Source organism: Duganella caerulea (assembly GCF_040362985.1).
GTDB lineage: Bacteria > Pseudomonadota > Gammaproteobacteria > Burkholderiales > Burkholderiaceae_D > Rugamonas > Rugamonas vulcania.
In genome coordinates, this window is the sequence record NZ_BPWJ01000004.1 from 437,189 (window position 1) to 455,902 (window position 18,714).

The following is an 18,714-nucleotide window of genomic DNA, read 5'->3' on the forward strand; positions in this document are numbered from 1 at the left end:
TGGCACACGCTGGGCATGCTGCCGGCCGATCCGCGCCAGGCGCCGTACTTCGGCCTGACCCTGGTGGTCGCCTGGATGCTGGAATTCGAGATGTATTTCTACCTGATCTTCGCCGCCAGCATGCTGTTCAAGCGCCTGCGCTGGGTGGCGCTGGTGGCCTGGGTGGTGCTGACGGTGCTGGTGCTGCCGTACGCCGAGCGCGGCTTCAATCTCAGCGTCGAGGGCGGTCCGGTCTATCCGGTCGGCTACCTGAGCATCGTGACCAGCCCCTTCGTGCTGGAGTTCCTGATCGGCGTGGCGATCGGCTGGCTGTACAGCCAGCCATGGTTGCGCGTGCGTAGCCGGCAGCTGGCCTGGAACATGCTGGCGCTGGGCGTGACGTACGCGCTGTGGCATACCCGGCCGTCGGTGCTGCTGACGACCGTGTGCTCGGTGGCGATGGCGGCGCTGTCGCACCGCAACCTGGAACAGGAGCTGTCCAACCTGGTGCGCGACGGCCTGCTCAAGCTGCTGCCGGCGCGGCCGGCGCCGGCCGCGCGCCGCGCTTGAAAACGCTGGCCTCGCCACCAATATTGCTATACATTTAACCCCTCGTTCGTACGCTTTACCTGGGGATCCAATGAATTGCATCGTCTGTAAGCAACAAACGGCGCCGGGGCTGTCGTCCTGGCATCGTGTCTGTCCGTCCTGCCGCTACGAGAGCGCGGCGCTGCTGCCCACCATCAACGACGCCGAGGTCCATGTGCACGTGGACGAGGCCCAGCGCGAAGCCGGCCTGAAGGCCATCCGCCAGGAAAATTTCGAGACCATCGTCGGCTACGCGGCCGCGCTGGCGCCGCCCGGCGCGCGCCGGCTGCTGGACGTGGGCGCCGCGCACGGCTGGTTCCTGGAGGCCGCGCGCGGCAAGTTCGAGGTGCTGGGCATGGAGCCGGATACGGCCGTGGCGGAGAAGACCGCCGCCCGCGGCCTGCCGGTGCGCAACGGCTTCTTCCCCGACGCGCTGGAGGCGGACGAACGCTTCGACGTGATTGTCTTCAATGACGTGATCGAGCATATCCCGGACATCCATTCGGCGCTGGCCGCCTGCCGCGAACGCTTGTCGCCGGGCGGCATCCTGATCCTGAACCTGCCCAACAGCCGGGGATTTTTCTATCGCCTGTCCAAGCTGTTCGCGCGCGCCGGCTGGCGGGCGCCGTTCGAGCGGCTGTGGCAGAAGGGCCTGCCGTCGCCGCACGTGCACTACTTCGAGGCCGGGAATCTGAGCAAATTGGTGGGGCAGCAAGGACTGGAACTGCGGCTCAAGGCCGAGCTGCCGGCGGTGCGCGCCAAGAGCATGCTGGAGCGGCTGCGCTGCGCCGGCCAGGGTAGCTGGCTGAGCATCTACGCGCAGTACGCGGCCGTCATGCTGACGATCCCGGTGCTGCGCGCCTTCCCCAGCGACATCGTGGTCTGCGTCTACCGCAAACCCTGAACCTGGCTTACTGCTTGGGCGCGCCGCCCAGCAGGAAGGCCAGCTTCTGCTTGGGCTTGGCCGTGGCCGCGCCGCCGAGGCTGGCGGTGGCGACCGGCGCCGGCGCCTTGGCCGGCTCGTACGGCTTGAGGAACCACGGATCGACCTTCTCGCGGCGGCTGCCGTAGGTCGGTGCGCCGGCGGCGCGCGGTGGACGCTCGCCACGGTCGCCGCGCTCGCCACGGCCGCTGGAAGACGACGAGGACGAGGAGAACGACGACGGCGCGCCACGGCCGCCCTCTTCGCGGCGCGGACGGCGTTCGCCGCGCTCGTCGCCGCCATAGCTCGGGGCCGGGTTGAAGCCGGTCAGCTCGCCGCGGCGGATGGTCTGCTTGATCAGTTTTTCAATGTCGGCCAGCAGGCGTTCATCCTTGTCCGAGTAGATCGACAGCGCGTCGCCCGAGGCGCCGGCGCGGCCGGTGCGGCCGATGCGGTGCACATAATCCTCGGCGTTGTACGGCAGGTCGTAGTTGATCACGCACGGCAGGTCGGTGATGTCGAGGCCGCGCGCGGCGACGTCGGTGGCGACCAGGATGTCGATCTCGCCCTTCTTGAACGATTCCAGCGCGGCCATGCGCTCCTGCTGGGTCTTGTCGCCGTGGATGGCGACCGCCTTCATGCCCTCCTGCTCCAGCCCCTTGGCCAGGCGCGAGGCGCCGATCTTGGTGTTGGAGAAGATGATCACCTGCTTGAGCTCGCGCTGGCGCAGCAGATGCGCGGTCAATGCGTGCTTCTGGTTTTCCGGCACCTTGTAGACCACCTGGGTGACCTTGTCGGCGGTCTGGTTGCTGCGCGCCACTTCGATCGTCACCGGGTTGCTGAGGAAGGTGTTGGCCAGCTTCTTGATCTCCGGCGAGAAGGTGGCCGAGAACATCAGGTTCTGGCGCTTGGCCGGCAGCAGGTTGATGATGCGCTGCAGGTCGGGCAGGAAGCCCATGTCCAGCATGCGGTCGGCCTCGTCCATGACCAGCATCTGCACCTGGCCCAGGCTGATGTTCTTCTGTTCCACATGGTCCAGCAGGCGGCCCGGCGTGGCGATGACGATCTCGACGCCGGCCTTCAGCACCACGGTCTGGCCCTTCATGTCCATGCCGCCGAACACCACGGTCGAGCGCAGCGGCGTGTGCTGGGCGTAGGCCTTGACGTTCTCGGCCACCTGCACCGCCAGTTCGCGGGTCGGCGTCAGGATCAGCGCGCGCACCGGGTGGCGCGCCGGCGAGGTGCTGGCGCTGGCGTGGGCCAGCAGCATCTGGATGATCGGCAGCGCGAAGCCGGCGGTCTTGCCGGTGCCGGTCTGGGCCGCGCCCATGACGTCGCGCCCCTGCAGCAGCACGGGGATGGCCTGGGCCTGGATCGGCGTCGGGTGGACATAGCCCTGGTCGGTCAGCGCGCGCAGGATGGCCGGCGACAGGCCGAAGTCGGCGAAGCGGACCTGGTCGGGTTCGGCGGCGGCTGGCACAGCGGTTGGCGCGGCGGCGACTGGCGCGGCTTCGACAGCGGGGGCGGCAACCGGCGCGGCTTCGACAGCGGCTTCGGCGGCTGGCGCAACTTCGACGGCGGGCGCAGCGGCGGCCACGGCGTCGGCAGCGGCTTGCGGAGCGGCGGACTCAATAACGGTCGGGGTGGTGATCTCGGTTTCGGACATAATGTGTGCGGCGGCCCTGCGGCGGACAGCCAAGCTTTCTTCAATTAACAGATCTGCGCTGCCGGCCCGGGCTTGGTGTACGACTTGGAGGAAGTGCGGAAGGACCGGCGGGGCGGCGCGCGCTTAGCAGGATACAATGAGCGCCGTAAACTATACCCTAATTTCCGGCAACTGCGCTAAAAACCGCCGGCTTTTATATTAAAACCCTTGCATCAATGGTATGTATAATAGCCAATCTGATCAGAATATCGTTTACATTCGTGCGCAGCTCCGCCCGCGCAACCCGTTACGCCACCGGATATCCCACCACCATGCATGTGCTTCCGCCGGTCCTGCGCCGCTGCCCTTCCCTATTGCTGTCCTGTTTGCTGATACTGAGTTTCCTGCTGGCCTGGCTGCCGCCCGCCGACGCCAACGCCGCGCCGGCGCCGTCGCTGCGCTTCAAGAAGCTGGGGCCGCTGGGCGGCGATGAGCCGTCGATGCTGTCGCTGCTGCAGGACCGCAAGGGCTTCGTCTGGGTCGGCACCCACACCAACGGCCTGTACCGCTACAACGGCTACCAGGCGGTCAAGTACACCAACAACCCGTCCGACCCGCACAGCCTGCCGCACGACCGCGTCTCGGCCATCTACGAGGACCGCCAGGGCCGCATCTGGGCCGGCACGCAGAACGGGCTGGCGCGCTTCAACCCGGAGAGCAACGACTTCACGCTGTTCGCGCCGGCCGGCAAGGCGCCCAAAAACCACCGCATCATCAAGAACATCATTTCCGACGGCAAGAACGGCATGTGGGTCGGCAGCTGGGGCGGCCTGCAACACTTCGATCCCAACACCGGCAAGTTCACCGTCTACGCGCACGACGACGCCGATCCCGCCAGCCTGGCCAGCAACGACCTGAACGCGCTGGCGCTGGACGCGCAGGGCGGCGTGTGGATCGGCACCTGGCCGGGCGGGCTGGACTACCTGGCGCCGGGCGCCACCACCTTCCGCCACCACCAGGTCGACCCGGCGCCCAAGCCGGACGCGCGCGTGAACATCGTGCGCGCGCTGCAGTTCGACAGGAACGGCATGCTGTGGATCGGCACCGAGTCGGGCGTGATCCGCTGGGACGGCAAGCGCGACTGGGACACCCGCCAGGCCATCGCCTCGCCGTACAGCCGCATCACCAACTTCAATGTCGACAACAAGGGCACGCTGTGGTGCACCACGCTGTCGGCCGGCCTGCTGCGCTGGAACGAGGCCAACGGCGAGTTCGACCAGTTCGTGCACGCGGCCGACGATCCCTACAGCCTGCCCGGCGACAACCTGCGCGCGGTGATGCAGGACCGCGGCGGCATGCTGTGGATCGCCTCCTTCACCGACGGCATCAGCCTGGCCAACCTGTCGAGCGAGGGCTTCACCCGCCACGTGCCGTTCCGCATCGACAGCCGCTCGGCGCCGGCCAGCAACGCACTGCTGAGCCTGGCCCGCGCGCCAGGCGGGCGCATCTGGCTGGGCGGGAACGTCGGCATGAGCTTGTACGATCCGGGCACCAGCACCGTCATCAAGACCTACCACGCGGACGACAAGAAGCCGGGCATGCTGAGCCACTCGATCGTCTACAGCATGTACCAGGACGACGAGGGCAAGGGCCCGCTGTGGCTGGGCACGTCCAACGGCCTGAACCGGCTGGACACACCCGACAGCCCGTTCCAGGTGATCCACTTCGGCAACACCGCCAGCGACTACATCAACGCCATCGCGCCCGGCGCCGGCGGCGTGCTGTGGCTGGCCACCGGCAACAGCCTGATCCGCTACGACAGCAAGACCGACGCCCGCAAGATCTACTACAACGATCCGCAGGACCCGAGCACGCGCAGCGTCAACGGCACCTCGGCGGTGCTGGAGGACCGCGCCGGCCGCGTGTGGGCCGGCTCGGAATGGAACGGCGGCGGGCTCGACCTGCTGGACCCGGCCACCGGCAAGTTCCGCCACTTCCGCCACGCCAGCGCCGACCGCAACAGCCTGAGCGACGACAACATCGCCAGCCTGCACGAGGACGCGCAGGGCCGCATCTGGGTCGGCACCAGCAAGGGCCTGGACCTGGTGGTGTTCGGCGCGGACGGCAAGCTCAGCTTCAAGTCCTACGCGGCCGCCATGCGCGCGCCCAAGATCCTCGCCATCGAGCACGACCTCGACGGCAAGATCTGGTGCAGCACCATCGCCGGCCTGTACCGGCTTGATCCGGCCAGCGGCCAGGTCAGCCACTTCAGCCCGTCGGACGGGCTGACCGAGGGCTACACCGTCAACTCCTCGTCGATGGGCCAGAACGGCGTGCTGTACTTCGGCGGCGTGCACGGCATGACCGCGGTGACGCCGTCGGCCGTGCGCACCAGCTCGGTGCCGCCGCAGGTGGCGATCACCGACATCACCGTGTTCAACCACTCGCTGCAGGACGGCAAGCCGGGCGAGAACGTCAAGGCCGAGGGCCCGGTCACCTCGCCCACCGCGCTGACCTTGTCGTCGCAGGCCTCGGTGTTCTCGCTGGAGTTCGCCGCGCTGCACTACACCGAGCCGGCCGAGAACCGCTACGCCTACCAGCTGCAGGGCTTCGACCGCGACTGGGTGCAGACCGACGCCGCCCACCGCAGCGCCAGCTACACCAACCTCAATCCCGGTCACTACGTGTTCCGGGTCAAGGCCGCCAACCATTTGGGCGTGTGGAACCCCGAGCCGGCCACCCTGGCCATCACCATCACGCCGCCGTTCTGGCAGCGCTGGTGGTTCCGCGCCGGCGCCGCCGCGCTGGTGCTGGGCTCGCTGCTGCTGGCCTACAAGATCCGCATCGCCCGCCTGACCCGCCACCAGGCCGAGCTCAAGCAGCTGGTGGCCGCGCGCACGCGCGAGCTGGAGGAATCGAACCGCAAGCTGGCCGCGCTCAGCACCACCGACGGCCTGACCGGCGTGAGCAACCGGCGCGGCTTCGACCTGGCGCTGGAAGCCGAGTGGCGGCGCGCGGCGCGCACCGGCCAGACGGTGGCGCTGTCGATGCTGGACGTGGACTACTTCAAGAAGTACAACGACCACTACGGCCACCTGGCCGGCGATTCCGCGCTGCGCACCGTGGCCGAGCTGATCACCGCGCACGGGCGCCGCACCACCGACCTGGTGGCGCGCTACGGCGGCGAGGAGTTCGCGCTGCTGGCGGCCGCCACCGACGCGGCCGATGCGTTCGGCGTGGCCGAGGAAATCTGCGCCGAGCTGGCGCGGAGACAGTTGCCGCACGAGCAGTCGCCGTTCGGCATGCTGACCATCAGCATCGGCGTGGCGGTGATGCGGCCGACCGAGGACAGCTCGCCCGAGCTGCTGGTGCAGATGGCCGACCGGGCGCTGTACCGCGCCAAGGAAAAGGGACGCAACATGGCGCTGCTGGCCATGCCGCCGGCATGATGGACGCGAACCGGGACCAGGCGCCGGCAGACGATCCGATGCCGCAGCCGCCACAGCCGCCCGCGCCGGGCGATTGCTGTCATAGCGGCTGCACTTTTTGTGTCGAGGATATGTATCAGGACGAGCTGGAGCGCTATCGCGACGCGCTCAAGGCCTGGCGCGAGCGGCACGGCGAGAGCTAGCCGCCGCCGTCGTCGGCGGCGTCGTCATTCCCGCGCAGGCGGGAATCTATACGCCCGCGCCGAAGCCAGCTCAGCATGGATTCCCGCCTGCGCGGGAACGACGCTAGAACGTCTCCCACTCATCGCTGGTGGTGGCGGTCTTGGCGGCCTGCTTCAAGGCCGGCTTGCGCGCCGCCGGCACCGCGCGCGGCGCCACCGCCACCGCCTTGCGGCGCGGCGCCGGACGCATCGCCGGCGCGCTGGTCTCCAGCAACTTGAACACGCTCACCACCTCGCTCAACTTGCCGGCCTGATCCTGCATCGACTCGGCCGCCGCGGCAGCCTGCTCCACCAGCGCCGCATTCTGCTGCGTCACCTGGTCCATCTGCAGGATGGCGGTGTTGACCTGCTCGATGCCGTGGCTCTGCTCCACGCTGGCCGAGGTGATCTCGGCCATGATGTCGGTCACGCGGGTGATGCTGGCGACGATCTCCGTCATCGTCTTGCCAGCCTGGTCGACCAGCTGCGAGCCGGTCTCCACCTTCTCCACCGAATCGCCGATCAGCTGCTTGATGTCCTTGGCCGCGGCGGCCGAGCGCTGCGCCAGGTTGCGCACTTCCGACGCCACCACCGCGAAACCACGTCCCTGCTCGCCGGCACGGGCCGCCTCCACCGCCGCGTTCAAGGCCAGGATATTGGTCTGGAACGCGATGCCGTCGATGACGGCGATGATGTCGACAATCTTGCGCGACGATTCGTTGATCGAGGCCATGGTGCCGACCACCTGCCCCACCACGTCGCCGCCCTTGACCGCGATGCCGGACGCCGACTGCGCCAGCTGGTTGGCCTGGCGCGCGTTGTCGGCGTTCTGCTTGACAGTGCTGGTCAGCTCTTCCATCGACGAGGCCGTTTCCTCCAGCGAGCTGGCCTGCTCCTCGGTGCGCGCCGACAAGTCCTGGTTGCCGCTGGCGATCTCGCTGGACGCGGTGGCGATGGTGTCGGTGCCGCTGCGCACCTGGCTGACCAGCTGCTGCAGGTTGCCGGTCATGTCCTGCAGCGCCTGCATCAGCTGGCCCGTCTCGCAGGCCGAGGTGACGGCGATGCTGCGGGTCAGGTCGCCGCCGGCCACGTCGCGCGCCAGCGCCACCGCTTCCTGCAGCGGCGCGGCCACGATGCGCGCCACCCACACGGCCAGCGCCATGCCGATCACGATGTTCAGCACCAGCAGCACGATGGCGGTCCAGCGCGCACTGCTGAAGGTGGCGCTGGCGGCCGCGCTGGCCGCCTGGCCGCCGTCCGAGTTCAGCTTGACCAGCTTGTTGACGGTGGCGGTCAGCTCGGCCAGCAGCTTGGCCGAGTTACCGCTGGCCACGGCGCGCGCCTCGACCTTCTGGTTGGCGCGCGACAGCGTCATCATTTTCTCGTGTTCGATCATGAACGCGGCCAGGCTCTTGTCGAATTCGCCGGCCAGCGTTTTTTCCTCGCCCTCGTTGATCACCTTCTCGTACGCCTGGCGATGGGCCTTGAGCGTGGCCAGGGTCTCGTCCATGCGTTTTTCGTAGCCGGCCATGCCCTTGGGATCTTCGTTGAGCAGGTGCGCCAGCTCCCAGCGGCGATAATCGCCGACGTCGCCGCGCAGCTCGAGCACCGCGCGCACGCTGGGCATCCAGTTCTGCGCCAGGTCGGTGGACGCCTGGTTGACCTGGCCCATCGACAGGATGGAGGCCACGCCCATCACCAAGGTCAGCAGCAACACCGCGCTGAATGACACGATGAGCTTGGTGGCTATTCTCAAGTCGTAAAACCATTTCATCACATTCTCCTCATCGCTGACTCGGGCTATCCAGTATGCAACGATGTCGGTCCCGCCACCAGCACGGGACGGGAAATGTGTTCTCAGAGCAACAACTTAAGGACGGGCCGCGCCGAAGTCGAACAGGTTCATCAGGTCGCCGATGGCCGGGCGGTTGCGCGGCACGTAGGGTGTGGCCTTGTCGTGCACCGGGTTGGGCAGGTTGTCACGGCTGCGCGCCGACAGCGGCGGCAGCGACCAGTTGCGCTCGATGAATTTGGCGATCGAGGCGTGGTCGTAATAGGTGTGGTCGACCACGCCCTTTTTCGCCCACGGCGAAATGGCCAGCAGCGGGATGCGCGTGCCGTCGCCGAAGAAGTCGATCGCCTGCACGTAGCCGGAATCGTAGTAGCCGCCGCCCTCGTCGAAGGTGACCAGCACCACGGTGTTCTTCCACAGCGCCGGGTTGGCCTGCACCCGCTCCAGCACGCCGGCCACCAGCTCATCGAAGCTGGTTTCCATGGCGTAGCCGGGATGGCCGGAGATGCTGTCGTACGGCGCGATCACGGCCACCGACGGGAAGGTCGCGGCATCCTTGACGTCGACGTAGAACTGCATCAGGTCGACCAGCTTGTCCTTGTCCGGGCCGTTCATCGTCGAGCTGAAGAAGGTTGGCGTGTCGCACATGCCGCAGTATTCCTTGTCGACTTTCTTGCCGTCGTTGCGGCCGCCGCTATACCACTTCCACGACACGCCGCCGGCCGTCATGGCGTCGCCGATGTGCGGCATGGTCTGCGGCGGCAGCAGGAATTTGTCCGGCCCCAGCGGCAGCGGATCGCCCATCGGGCTGAACGCGGGGTCGAGATTGTTGACCATGTAGTAGTGGCCGGGCGCGCAGTTGCCGTCGTTAAAAGCCGGGTATGGCAGTTGCGACAGCAGCTGTCGGATACCCGCCACACCGGGCTGGGCGGGATCGGAACAATTGACATAGGTGCCACCGCGATAGCCGTCCTCGGTGTACCAGTTGTTGGTGCCGGGTTGGGCGTCGGGGTTCTCGATCTGCCTGGCCGTCGGCACGACGGCCTGGCCGGCCTCGGTGTAGTAGCCGACATCGGCAGTGGCCAGCGCGAAGTAGTTGACGGTGGTGCCGCCCATGACGGGCTGATGGTAGTTGTCGGCCAGCGCGTACTGGTCGGCCAGCTTCTTGAACAGCGGGGCGTCGCCGCGCGCCATGTTGTAGAAGCCCATGGCCACCGCGCCCTGCCCGGTCTTGCCGGGCGCGAGCGGCGCAGGATTGCTGGGGCCGGGACCGGTCTGGTCGGCCACCCAGACAAACATATCGTTCTTGCCGCCGTCGACCTGCTGCCACATCTGGAAGAAGCGGTGGGTCGGATCGCCGGTGTGGGCGCCGTAGCCGACGTGGTGGGTGATCTGGAACGGGCCGTTGGGCAGGTTGGACGGGAAGCGCGCGTCGGGCACGTCCTGCCGCTGGCCGAAGGCGCCGCCGGCCCACGGCTGCGGCAAGGTGCCGTAGACGCCGTTGAAGTCCGGCGTCGGCGTGTAGGCGCCGGTGGACAGGCCCAGCTTCTGCGCCGCGTCCGCGAAGCGCGGGCCGGGCGTGCCGTCCTTGTTGACGATTTTCTTCGACAACAGGTTGGCCACCGTCTGGCCCTTGCGCGGCTGGTAGACGCCGTACAGGTTGTCGAAAGTACGGTTCTCGCCGACCAGCACAATCACGTGCTGGATCGGCGTGGAGGCCGCCCCGCTGGCCGCTGCGGCGGCCGAAGACATCAACGCACCGCAGACCAGCGCCAGCAGGGGGCGTGCCATTTACAGCTTGCCGTTCAGCGTGACGAACACCTGGCGCGGGGCGCCGGTCAGCAGCGTTTGCGCGGTGCCGTTGACGTCGCTGGCCTGGAAGCCGTTGGTGCCGATCGAGCCGATGTACTGCTTGTCGAACAGGTTGGTCACGTTCACTTGCAGCGACAGGTCCTTCAACATGCCCATCGACTTCAGCTTGTAGCCGGCCGACAGGTTGGCCAGCCAGAACGATGGCACCGACGCGTCGTTCAGGTAGGTGTAGTAGCGCTTGCCGGTGTACTTGCCGCCGACGCGGGCGAACCAGGTGCCGCTCTCATACGACGCTTCGGTGTTGAACAGCGAACGCGGCGCGTCGACCACTTGCTTGCCGCTGACGGCCACCAGGTTGGCGCCGTCCTGGTAATTCGACTTGTACTTGGAATCGTTGAAGGTGTACGAGTTGAACCAGCTGATTTCGCGGTTCAGCTTCCACACGGCGATCGCTTCCAGGCCCTTGGTGTCGACCTTGCCGACGTTGACGAAGGTCGACGGGCAGCCGACGATGCCGGCGCAGGTGGCCACGCTCAGCTGGCGGTCGTCGAAGCGGGCGTTGTACACCGCCACCGAACCCTGGATGTCGGCGCGCTTGAAGCGGTAGCCGAGGTCGATGTTGACCGAGGTCTCAGGCTTGAGCTTGGCGATGCCGGCGTTGTACGCGGCCTGGGTCTGCGAGAACGGACCGCTCACGCCCGGCTGGAACGCGCGCATGTTCTTCGAGGCCGAAGCGAACACTTCGTCGTCGGCGCTGATCGCGTAGTTGACGCCAGCCTGCGGCAGGAATTTCTTCTCGGCGTCGAGCTCGCCGGCGGCGCGGATGCCGATGATGTTGGTGGCCTTGATGTCGACATCCATCGCCTTGAAGCCGGCGTTGAACTTCAGCTTGCCGTCCATGGCGCTGATGGTGTCGGCCACGTAGTACTGCGAGGTGGTGGTGACGAAGTTCTGCTTGAAGTCGGTGCGGAACGGATTGGCCAGGAAGAACATGGTGTCGGCCGGGCCGGTCACCTTGTAGTAGTTGCGGCTGACGTTGTGGTTGCTGCGCTCGCCCCACAGGCCGGCGGTGATGGTGTGGCTGCCCAGTTCCCAGGTCAGGTCGCTGGTGACGCCGTCGCGGCCGATCGAGTACTCGGTGGTGCGCAGCGAGATCGGGTTGGCGGCGTCGGTCGCCACGTATGGCGTGTACCAGTGGCCCTGGCCGTCGTTGTCGTGGTGGTAGACGGTGGTCTTCAGTTCGACCGACGGGCCGAAGTTCAGCGCCAGCGTCAGGCCGCCGATGGTGTCCTTGCGCAGGCCGCCGGCCGAGTAGTACGCGTCATCCTGGCTGTTGACGCCGCCAGTGAACTTGTTGCGTGCGGCGTCCACGGCGCGCTGCCAGTCGGACTGGTAGTTGTCCCAGCCGTAGCCCAGGCGGCGCACCATTTCCAGCGACACGTCCTGGTAGTCGACTTCGCGGCGGTCGGAATAGTTGAGGAAGCCGGTCAGGCTGTTCTCGCCGAAGTTGAACACGAACTTCGAGTTCAGCTGATCCTGGTCCTGGCCGCCCTCGCCCTTGGTCTTGTCGGTGCGCTGGCGGGTGCCGCTGATGTAGGCCTTCACGGCGTTGTTGATCAGGCCGGTATCGACACGGGCGAAGGTGCGCGAGGTCGAATCGCTGCCGAAGGTTTGCGCGAAGGTCAGGCCGCGCGTGTCGCTCGGATTCAGCGTGAAGAATTGCACGGTGCCGCCCAGGTTGCTGGTCGAGGCGGTGCCGACCGCGCCGGCGCCTTGCGATACGGTGACGTTGCCGACGTTTTCCGAGGAGATGGCGCGGCTGATGTGCAGCCCGTTGTTGTTACCGTAGCTCATATCGCCCAGCGGCACGCCGTCCAGCGTGAAGCCCAGCTGGTTCTGGTTGAAGCCGCGCACGCTGAAGCGGGTCGACCACTCGTAGGCGCCGAACGGATCGGCGGACTGGAAGTTCACGCCTGGCAGTTTTTCCAGCACCTTGAGCGGGCTGGTGCCCGGCAGCGCTTCGGCCAGGTCGGCCTTGTTGATGTTCTGCACCTGGCGCGACTGGCCACGGCCGGTGATTTCCACCGTTTGCACCGGACCGACGATGGCGCCGGCCACCGAGCTGTCGGCGGCGGCATCGGCCGCGTCGGCGGCAGCGTAAGCGTGGCAAGCAAGGGCTTGCAGGACCACCAGGCACAATGGTTTCAAAGGGAAGCGCTGTTGCATGATTTGTTCTTCTTTCTTGCTGGTTAGTGTGGACTAGGCTTGGAACTAAACTCGCAAGATTGTAGGAACTGCATGTGACGCGGCGATGACGGGAATGTGACGACTTGGTGACATGACAACAACAGCCGGGGCGGACTTGGGGTAAGCTGGAAGCTCTTGTCCTTTGTGGAGGTTCCCATGCGGCGATGGTGTGTATTGCTGGCGGCAGCTTGCCTGGCCTTGCCGGCGTGGGCGGCCGAGCGGACCTTTCCGGCCAACGCGCAGCGCGGGAAGATGACGCCCGGCTATTTCCCGGAAGTGGGCATCGATGGCGCCACGCGCCGCTTGTCACCGGCTGCGCGCATCTTCAACCAGGACAACCTGATCGAGATGCCGGCCGCGCTGCGCGGCAGCGACATCGTGATCAACTACACGGTGGACGGCGAAGGCAGGATCGACCGCATCTGGATCCTGACCGCCGGCGAGGCGGCGCAGAAGCTTCCCGCCTCGGGCGCTAAATAGCGAAGTTATCGGCGTGCGGCCTGGCGAGCAGGCCGCATGCAAAAAGCAGCAGTTCCTCCGGAGGGATCGGCCGGGAAATATGGTAGCCCTGCAGATAGTGGCACCCCATCTTTTCCAGGATGGCCGCCTGGCCGGCGGTTTCCACGCCCTCCGCCACCAGTTGCAGGCCCAGGCTGTGGCCCATGGCGATAATGGCGTGCACCAGGTTGTTGCTGCGCTCGCTGTGCTCGATATCCATGACAAAGGCGCGGTCTATCTTCAGCGTGTTCAGGTGGAACTGGGTCAGGTAGCTCAGCGATGAATAGCCGGTGCCGAAGTCGTCCAGCGAAATACTGACGCCAAGTGCGCGCAATTGCGCCAATACCGCCTGCACCTGGCCGCCATCGTCGATTAAAACCCGCTCCGTCAATTCCAGCTCCAGCTGGCGCGCGGCCAGGCCGTTGCTGGCCAGCGCCTGCCGCACCAGCCCGACAAAGGCCGGGTCGGCCAGCTGCCAGGCCGAGACGTTGATGCTGATGGTGATTTCCTCCAGTGCGCCGGATTTCCATTGAGCCACCTGGCGGCAGGCCTGGTTCAGCACCCAGGTGCCAAGTTCGACGATCATGCCGCTATCTTCGGCGACTGGTATGAAACGGTCCGGCGGCACCTGGCCCAGCAAGGCGCTGTCCCAGCGCAGCAGCGCCTCCACCTTGGTCAGCTGGCCGGTGTGGGAATTGGTTATGGCTTGGTAGACCAGGCGGAACTCTCCGGCCTCGATGGCGCCGCGCAAGGCGCCGTCGATCACCAGCGCATCCTTGGCGGCGGCGTTCATGGCGTCGTTGAAGAAGCGCATCTCGCCGCGCCCGGCCTTCTTAGCTTCGTACATGGCGATGTCGGCGTTGCGTATCAGCGTATCGCTATCGCCGCCGTGCAAGGGATAGCAGGCGATGCCGACGCTGGCCGATACGCCGATCGCGTGGTGCGACAGGTTGAAGCTGTCGGCCATGGTGGCGATGATGGCGGCCGCGCAGTCGCTGGCCATTTGCTCGCTGCGGTCCCGTGGCAGGCCGGGCAGGACGACGATGAACTCGTCACCGCCGAAACGGGCCAGCACGTCCTGCGGACGGAGGATGCCGTGCAGGCGGCGTGCGAACTGGCGCAGCAATTCGTCGCCGGCGGCGTGGCCGAAGGAATCGTTGACGCGCTTGAACTTGTCCAGGTCGATGAACAGGACGGCGCACTCGCCGTCCGAGAATGCCGCGTTGGCGACCTCCTCCTCCAGCCGCTTGGACAGCGCATGGCGGTTGAAATAGCCGGTGACGGGGTCGATGCGCGCGGCCTGGTACAGCAAATCGTCCTTTTTTTGGCGCTCGCTGACGTCCAGCAGCTGGACCAGACAGTACAAGCGGCCCCGTTCCTCGTACGGTGAGCCCAGCATCTCAACCGGCAATTTATTACCATTGTGCAATGTAATGGTTGCCCTGTCGACGGTGGGATATTGCACGCCGGGGGACAGGAAACGGCTGAAATACTGATCCGCCATTTCGCGGGTGAGGCCGGGAAGCAGTTCGGAAACATGGCGACCGATCAGGTCGGCGGGGCCATTAAAACCCAGCAAGCGGGCGCAGCGTTCGTTGGCCACCATGACATAGCCGCGCCGGTCGCGGATCAGGAAGCCGTTGCTCAGGCTGTCGATGGTGCGGGCGTAGCGTTGCTGGATTTCATCCTGCACCGCGTAGATCAAACCCAGCATGCTCAGGGTTTTAAGGACGGTCGTGCCGGCAAACCAGATCAGATATAACTCGGGTCCCAGGGTCACCGCACTCAGGACATTAAAACTGCCGCGCAGAATAAGCGTAATACCCAACAGGCGATAGCGGTTTTTATGCTTGATCAAACGCTGCCCGCACCAGAACATCACCACGCCCAATATGGCTGCACTGCCAGGCGGAATTATCGCCGGATCTTTCAACCAAGCGACATAACATATTCCAGCAATTAATATTCCGACTGGTAGTATCCAGCGTATTTGATACCGATGCAATTCGCCGAGAAAGTATTTAGTGCCGCTCCAATAACCGATCATGCTGCCGCTAAGCAAAGCGGCGCAAAGCGGGATACGCACCGATTCAGATAAAACCCGGTCGCCGATAAACCAGGTGATAATCCCGACCATTACCGACAGCTGTCCCAATCCCCAGAATAAGGCGTGCTTTTCCTTGCGCTGCATCAGCCAGAGGAAAATAAGCAATGTGCACAGAATAGCGTCGGCCGCAAAGGCTGCCGCTACTGCGGAGAGGTGGGCGTAATTGCTGAGGTCCGTGCTCATATATATCGGCCGTCATCTGGCCCGGAATCCTGTGGAGCTGTTTGGGGGTGACTATCTCCATTGTAAGCTGAACGGCTGCGCAGACGGTATCGCACGCCGGCCGAAGTGTTGCCTATTAGCACAATACCCATCTTCGCCCGGAAAAGGGCGTACAACCCTGCTTTTTATGCCAGAAATTGGCATGTACCTGCCAACTTCCGGCTTGACCTGGGTGAGCGCGGGCGGGGGCCTGTCAAGCAAACAGTGAAACAGCCAAGGCCCACATGACCACCGCGATCACTCCATCCAATATCTGCCAGGCGCGCGGCTTGGCGAATATCGGCGTTAAATAGCGGGCGCCCAAACCCAGGCTGCTAAACCACACAAATGACGCAAGCATGGCCCCCAGCGCGAAATACAAGCGTCCATTGCCCGGCTGCTGGCCGCCTATTGATCCAAGCAACACAACAGTATCCAGATAAACATGGGGATTCAGCAGGCTGAAAGCCAACATGGCGGCAATAACGGCGCCGCGATCGCCAGCGGGATTATTGTCGCCTGCCTTTAAAACACCGGGATTCAGAGCCGACCGCGCTGCGCGCAGGCCATACCAGAAAAGAAACCCCGCGCCAGCGATTTTTATCCAGAATAGCAATGCCGGCACTTCAACGATTAACTTCCCCATGCCAGCCACGCCCATTCCTATCAGGACAACGTCGCAGATAACACAGATGGCGATGCAGGTTAAAACAAATTCGCGTTTCAGCGCCTGTTTTAACAGGTAGGCGTTTTGCGATCCGATAGCAACAATCAAACTACCGCCCAGGCCCATCCCTTTTAAAAAAGCCGTCACTTCCATATTTTTTCTCCCCAAAACAATGAGGACAGCTTAAACTCTCAGGGCAGATAAGTATAATTAATATTACTGACCAAATATTAGAGGTGCTAATGAGGCAAGTTGACTATCGCGGCCTGGCGGCGTTGGACGCCGTCATCGATTATGGCAGTTTCGACAAGGCGGCCGTTGCGCTTTCCATCACCCAATCGGCCGTTTCGCAGCGCATCCGCATGCTGGAAAACAGTGCCGGCGAGTTGCTGATCGTCCGCAGCCAACCGCCCTCGCCCACCGAGGCCGGCCAGCGGCTGATCGCCCACTACCGACAAGTCCGGCTGCTGGAAGCGGTGCTGCTGCATCGTCCGGATTCCGGCGAGGCGCGGCCGGAAATCGCCATCGCCGTCAACGCCGACAGCGCCGCGACCTGGGTGCAGGAAGCGGTGACGCCGCTGATGAGCAGCGGCGAATGCCTACTCCACATCCGGCTGGACGACCAGGACCATACCTTGACGATGTTGCGGGAAGGCCGGGTATTCGGCTGCGTGACCAGCGAATCGGCGCAAGTTGCCGGGACGACATCAACGCCGCTGGGCGCCATGCGTTATCTCTGCGTGGCCAGCCCGGCGTTTGCCCGGCGCTGGTTCCCGGACGGCATGACCGCAGCCGCCGTGCAACAGGCGCCGGCGCTGAATTTCGACCGCAAGGATGCGCTGCAGGAACGCTACATCGCCCGCCGCACCGGCTACACCGGCCACTATCCCCATCATTCCTTCGCCAGTTCGGACGGGTTTGTGCGGTTTGTCGAGGCGGGCTTCGGCTATGGCATGCTGCCGATATTGCAGTGCGAACAGCAATTAAGGGCGGGAACGCTGGTCGAGCTGACGCCCGGCGATTATCTGGACGTGCCGCTGATCTGGCACATGTGGGACATTCAAACAGCCTTTACGCGCGCATTGTCGGACAATGTGATCTCAACGGCGCGCAAATGGCTGCTTTAAGGCCTGTTATCCAGCGCCGCCAGTTCCCGCCGGACGCGTTCTTCCCACTCGGCCGGGTCCGGTTCGTAGCTGACGGACGGCTCGGCCGGACTCAAGGCCTGCAACGCTCCAGTGCGCTGGTAAAGCATGACCGACGTCCAGGCCACCGTGCCGGCCGGGAATTGGTATAGCAATTTGAACGCCGGATGGTTCAAAGGATAGGTGGTGGTGCTGACCAGCGCGCCTTCCTGCATCTCGCGCGCAAGCTTTCCGGCGATGGCGTCCATCAGCGGACCGAAACAGGTGCTGTACATGAACACCAGGCTGGCGCCGCGCACATCGACCCTGAACAGGTCCGCCTCGATAAAGGCGATGCGCGAAGCCAGGTCAAGCAGGTGCCGACCGCTGGCCTCGCCGCCAAACGGCAGTTGCAGCGGGGTGCCGGGCGCCAGCGGCGTGGGCAACGCGGCCAAGCCCTGACGCGCCAGCGCCAGCAAAGCGTCGAGGCGCCGGACCGCCAAGGCGTGCCGGTAGCCCATCAGTTCCACGCCGATGCAACGCTGGAAGGGAAACGCCAGCGCCGCCGACATCACCACCTTGCCCAGGCCGCTGCCCAGATCGACCATCACGCCGCCGGGACGGATGAGCGGGGCGATCACATCGAAGTAATTCTCCAGCTCGAAGCGCTGGAGCTCGCCGTAAATCAAGCCGCCGTCCTCCACCAGCCAGGCGCGCAGCTCGGCGTCGCTGATCTGTTCCAACGGACGAAAATCGGGCGGCGGCGCGGCACGCGGCAACATGCCATGCGGCAGCAAGCTCGCCGGCAAGGTGCCGATGATCGCGCCACGGTGCGGAAGCAAGCGCTGCAGCAGATAGTCGCGGCGCGATTTGTCTTCTACGCAGGCCCGCAGCGCGTAACCGATTTCGATAAACGGGAGAAAAGGAGAACCGGGCGTCAATTCCAGCGGCGGGCGCACATGCTTTTCGCCGCCTTGTATGATCTGGAACAAGGCCTCGAACAGATCGGCCGGATGCCTGAAACCGGCAACCGGCAACGCCGCCGTCTCGTGGGTACGAAATGCCGGCGCGTTCCGCATGGGCCGAGGATCAGGCGCGCAGTGTGGCAAGCATCTGGTCGACGCTGTCGTGCGCCGCCTGCCAGCCCGAGCTGGCTAGCACCGGCGCGCAGACCGGGCAAGCCTCGAACGGATTGCAGTCGTGCGGCAACTCCTGGTAGAACTTGCCCACCACCGACTTGCCCACATACGAATCGACCGACAGCGGCTTGGCTTTCGGCGCCACCGACGCCTTGGCCGGCACGAAATCGGCGCCACCGGGCGCCAGCCAGCGCTCGAACGGTTCGGTCGGCTTACCGTCGGGGACGTACCAGGATTTGCGCTCGCCATTCCAGCGCGCGCCCAGCGCCTTGGCTTCGTCTTTTTCCGCAAACGGAACTTTTAAAAACATCATTGTCGCTACTCCGCTAATGGAAGCAGTCATT

At 65.1% G+C, this 18,714-nt stretch carries 14 protein-coding genes; 6 read left to right on the forward strand and 8 right to left on the reverse strand.

Features of this window, described 5'->3' with window-relative positions:
• Nucleotides 1–15: 15 nt before the first annotated feature.
• Nucleotides 16–549, forward strand: coding sequence for a hypothetical protein (locus tag ACUJB0_RS14715; RefSeq protein ID WP_444845875.1), 534 nt, complete (start codon nucleotides 16–18; stop codon nucleotides 547–549).
• A gap of 70 nt (nucleotides 550–619) precedes the next feature.
• The gene (locus tag ACUJB0_RS14720; RefSeq protein WP_444845876.1) at nucleotides 620–1,471 is read left to right on the forward strand and encodes a class I SAM-dependent methyltransferase; all 852 of its coding nucleotides are present in this window, start codon (nucleotides 620–622) and stop codon (nucleotides 1,469–1,471) included.
• Nucleotides 1,472–1,478: 7 nt separating this feature from the next.
• Here the strand turns inward: ACUJB0_RS14720 and ACUJB0_RS14725 are convergent, their stop codons facing one another.
• Complete coding sequence (locus ACUJB0_RS14725) at nucleotides 1,479–3,155, reverse strand: DEAD/DEAH box helicase (protein WP_444845877.1); 1,677 nt, start codon at nucleotides 3,153–3,155, stop codon at nucleotides 1,479–1,481.
• Nucleotides 3,156–3,520: 365 nt separating this feature from the next.
• Here ACUJB0_RS14725 and ACUJB0_RS14730 point away from each other — a divergent pair, with 365 nt between their 5' ends.
• Both ACUJB0_RS14730 and ACUJB0_RS14735 read left to right on the forward strand, forming a co-directional pair.
• Entirely contained in the window at nucleotides 3,521–6,583 is a 3,063-nt protein-coding gene (locus ACUJB0_RS14730) for a ligand-binding sensor domain-containing diguanylate cyclase (protein WP_444845878.1), read from the forward strand.
• Entirely contained in the window at nucleotides 6,580–6,765 is a 186-nt protein-coding gene (locus tag ACUJB0_RS14735; RefSeq protein ID WP_444845879.1) for an oxidoreductase-like domain-containing protein, read from the forward strand. The genes ACUJB0_RS14730 and ACUJB0_RS14735 overlap by 4 nt, the downstream gene beginning before the upstream one ends.
• A gap of 103 nt (nucleotides 6,766–6,868) precedes the next feature.
• Here ACUJB0_RS14735 and ACUJB0_RS14740 read toward each other — a convergent pair whose 3' ends face one another.
• The 3 genes from ACUJB0_RS14740 to ACUJB0_RS14750 form a co-directional block, all read right to left on the reverse strand.
• On the reverse strand, nucleotides 6,869–8,557 hold the full coding sequence (locus ACUJB0_RS14740; RefSeq protein ID WP_444845880.1) for a methyl-accepting chemotaxis protein: 1,689 nt from the start codon (nucleotides 8,555–8,557) through the stop codon (nucleotides 6,869–6,871).
• Nucleotides 8,558–8,653: 96 nt separating this feature from the next.
• Complete coding sequence (locus tag ACUJB0_RS14745; RefSeq protein ID WP_444845881.1) at nucleotides 8,654–10,366, reverse strand: alkaline phosphatase family protein; 1,713 nt, start codon at nucleotides 10,364–10,366, stop codon at nucleotides 8,654–8,656.
• Nucleotides 10,367–12,613 carry a TonB-dependent receptor family protein gene (locus ACUJB0_RS14750; protein ID WP_444845882.1) on the reverse strand — a complete coding sequence of 749 codons (2,247 nt, stop codon included), beginning with the start codon at nucleotides 12,611–12,613 and terminating at the stop codon, nucleotides 10,367–10,369.
• A gap of 177 nt (nucleotides 12,614–12,790) precedes the next feature.
• On the opposite strand from ACUJB0_RS14750, the gene ACUJB0_RS14755 reads away from it, so the two are divergent.
• Nucleotides 12,791–13,114 (forward strand): hypothetical protein, encoded by a 324-nt coding sequence (locus ACUJB0_RS14755; RefSeq protein WP_444845883.1) that lies wholly within the window; start codon nucleotides 12,791–12,793, stop codon nucleotides 13,112–13,114.
• On the opposite strand, the gene ACUJB0_RS14760 is transcribed toward ACUJB0_RS14755, so the two are convergent.
• Both ACUJB0_RS14760 and ACUJB0_RS14765 read right to left on the reverse strand, forming a co-directional pair.
• A complete protein-coding gene (locus ACUJB0_RS14760; protein ID WP_444845884.1) occupies nucleotides 13,107–14,846 on the reverse strand; it encodes a putative bifunctional diguanylate cyclase/phosphodiesterase in 1,740 nt (579 codons plus the stop codon). The genes ACUJB0_RS14755 and ACUJB0_RS14760 overlap by 8 nt on opposite strands.
• A gap of 808 nt (nucleotides 14,847–15,654) precedes the next feature.
• On the reverse strand, nucleotides 15,655–16,260 hold the full coding sequence (locus ACUJB0_RS14765) for a LysE/ArgO family amino acid transporter (protein ID WP_444845885.1): 606 nt from the start codon (nucleotides 16,258–16,260) through the stop codon (nucleotides 15,655–15,657).
• 89 nt (nucleotides 16,261–16,349) lie between these two features.
• Between ACUJB0_RS14765 and ACUJB0_RS14770 the strand changes: the two genes are divergently transcribed.
• A complete protein-coding gene (locus ACUJB0_RS14770) occupies nucleotides 16,350–17,234 on the forward strand; it encodes a LysR family transcriptional regulator ArgP (protein WP_444845886.1) in 885 nt (294 codons plus the stop codon).
• Here the strand turns inward: ACUJB0_RS14770 and ACUJB0_RS14775 are convergent.
• A complete protein-coding gene (locus ACUJB0_RS14775; RefSeq protein WP_444845887.1) occupies nucleotides 17,231–18,310 on the reverse strand; it encodes a class I SAM-dependent methyltransferase in 1,080 nt (359 codons plus the stop codon). The two genes, ACUJB0_RS14770 and ACUJB0_RS14775, sit on opposite strands and share 4 nt — an antisense overlap.
• Nucleotides 18,311–18,320: 10 nt before the next feature.
• Nucleotides 18,321–18,683: a DUF5710 domain-containing protein gene (locus ACUJB0_RS14780; RefSeq protein WP_161092082.1), complete on the reverse strand. Its 363-nt coding sequence runs from the start codon at nucleotides 18,681–18,683 to the stop codon at nucleotides 18,321–18,323.
• Nucleotides 18,684–18,714: the final 31 nt, after the last annotated feature.

What these genes read in the sequence shown, in the direction of transcription:
- ACUJB0_RS14715 (WP_444845875.1), top strand. Translation starts at nt 16, where the DNA reads ATGCTGCCGGCCGATCCGCGCCAGGCGCCGTACTTCGGCCTGACCCTG.
- ACUJB0_RS14720 (WP_444845876.1), top strand. Translation starts at nt 620, where the DNA reads ATGAATTGCATCGTCTGTAAGCAACAAACGGCGCCGGGGCTGTCGTCC.
- ACUJB0_RS14725 (WP_444845877.1), bottom strand. Translation starts at nt 3,155, where the DNA reads ATGTCCGAAACCGAGATCACCACCCCGACCGTTATTGAGTCCGCCGCT.
- ACUJB0_RS14735 (WP_444845879.1), top strand. Translation starts at nt 6,580, where the DNA reads ATGATGGACGCGAACCGGGACCAGGCGCCGGCAGACGATCCGATGCCG.
- ACUJB0_RS14740 (WP_444845880.1), bottom strand. Translation starts at nt 8,557, where the DNA reads ATGAAATGGTTTTACGACTTGAGAATAGCCACCAAGCTCATCGTGTCA.
- ACUJB0_RS14745 (WP_444845881.1), bottom strand. Translation starts at nt 10,366, where the DNA reads ATGGCACGCCCCCTGCTGGCGCTGGTCTGCGGTGCGTTGATGTCTTCG.
- ACUJB0_RS14750 (WP_444845882.1), bottom strand. Translation starts at nt 12,613, where the DNA reads ATGCAACAGCGCTTCCCTTTGAAACCATTGTGCCTGGTGGTCCTGCAA.
- ACUJB0_RS14755 (WP_444845883.1), top strand. Translation starts at nt 12,791, where the DNA reads ATGCGGCGATGGTGTGTATTGCTGGCGGCAGCTTGCCTGGCCTTGCCG.
- ACUJB0_RS14760 (WP_444845884.1), bottom strand. Translation starts at nt 14,846, where the DNA reads ATGCTGGGTTTGATCTACGCGGTGCAGGATGAAATCCAGCAACGCTAC.
- ACUJB0_RS14765 (WP_444845885.1), bottom strand. Translation starts at nt 16,260, where the DNA reads ATGGAAGTGACGGCTTTTTTAAAAGGGATGGGCCTGGGCGGTAGTTTG.
- ACUJB0_RS14770 (WP_444845886.1), top strand. Translation starts at nt 16,350, where the DNA reads ATGAGGCAAGTTGACTATCGCGGCCTGGCGGCGTTGGACGCCGTCATC.
- ACUJB0_RS14775 (WP_444845887.1), bottom strand. Translation starts at nt 18,310, where the DNA reads ATGCGGAACGCGCCGGCATTTCGTACCCACGAGACGGCGGCGTTGCCG.
- ACUJB0_RS14780 (WP_161092082.1), bottom strand. Translation starts at nt 18,683, where the DNA reads ATGATGTTTTTAAAAGTTCCGTTTGCGGAAAAAGACGAAGCCAAGGCG.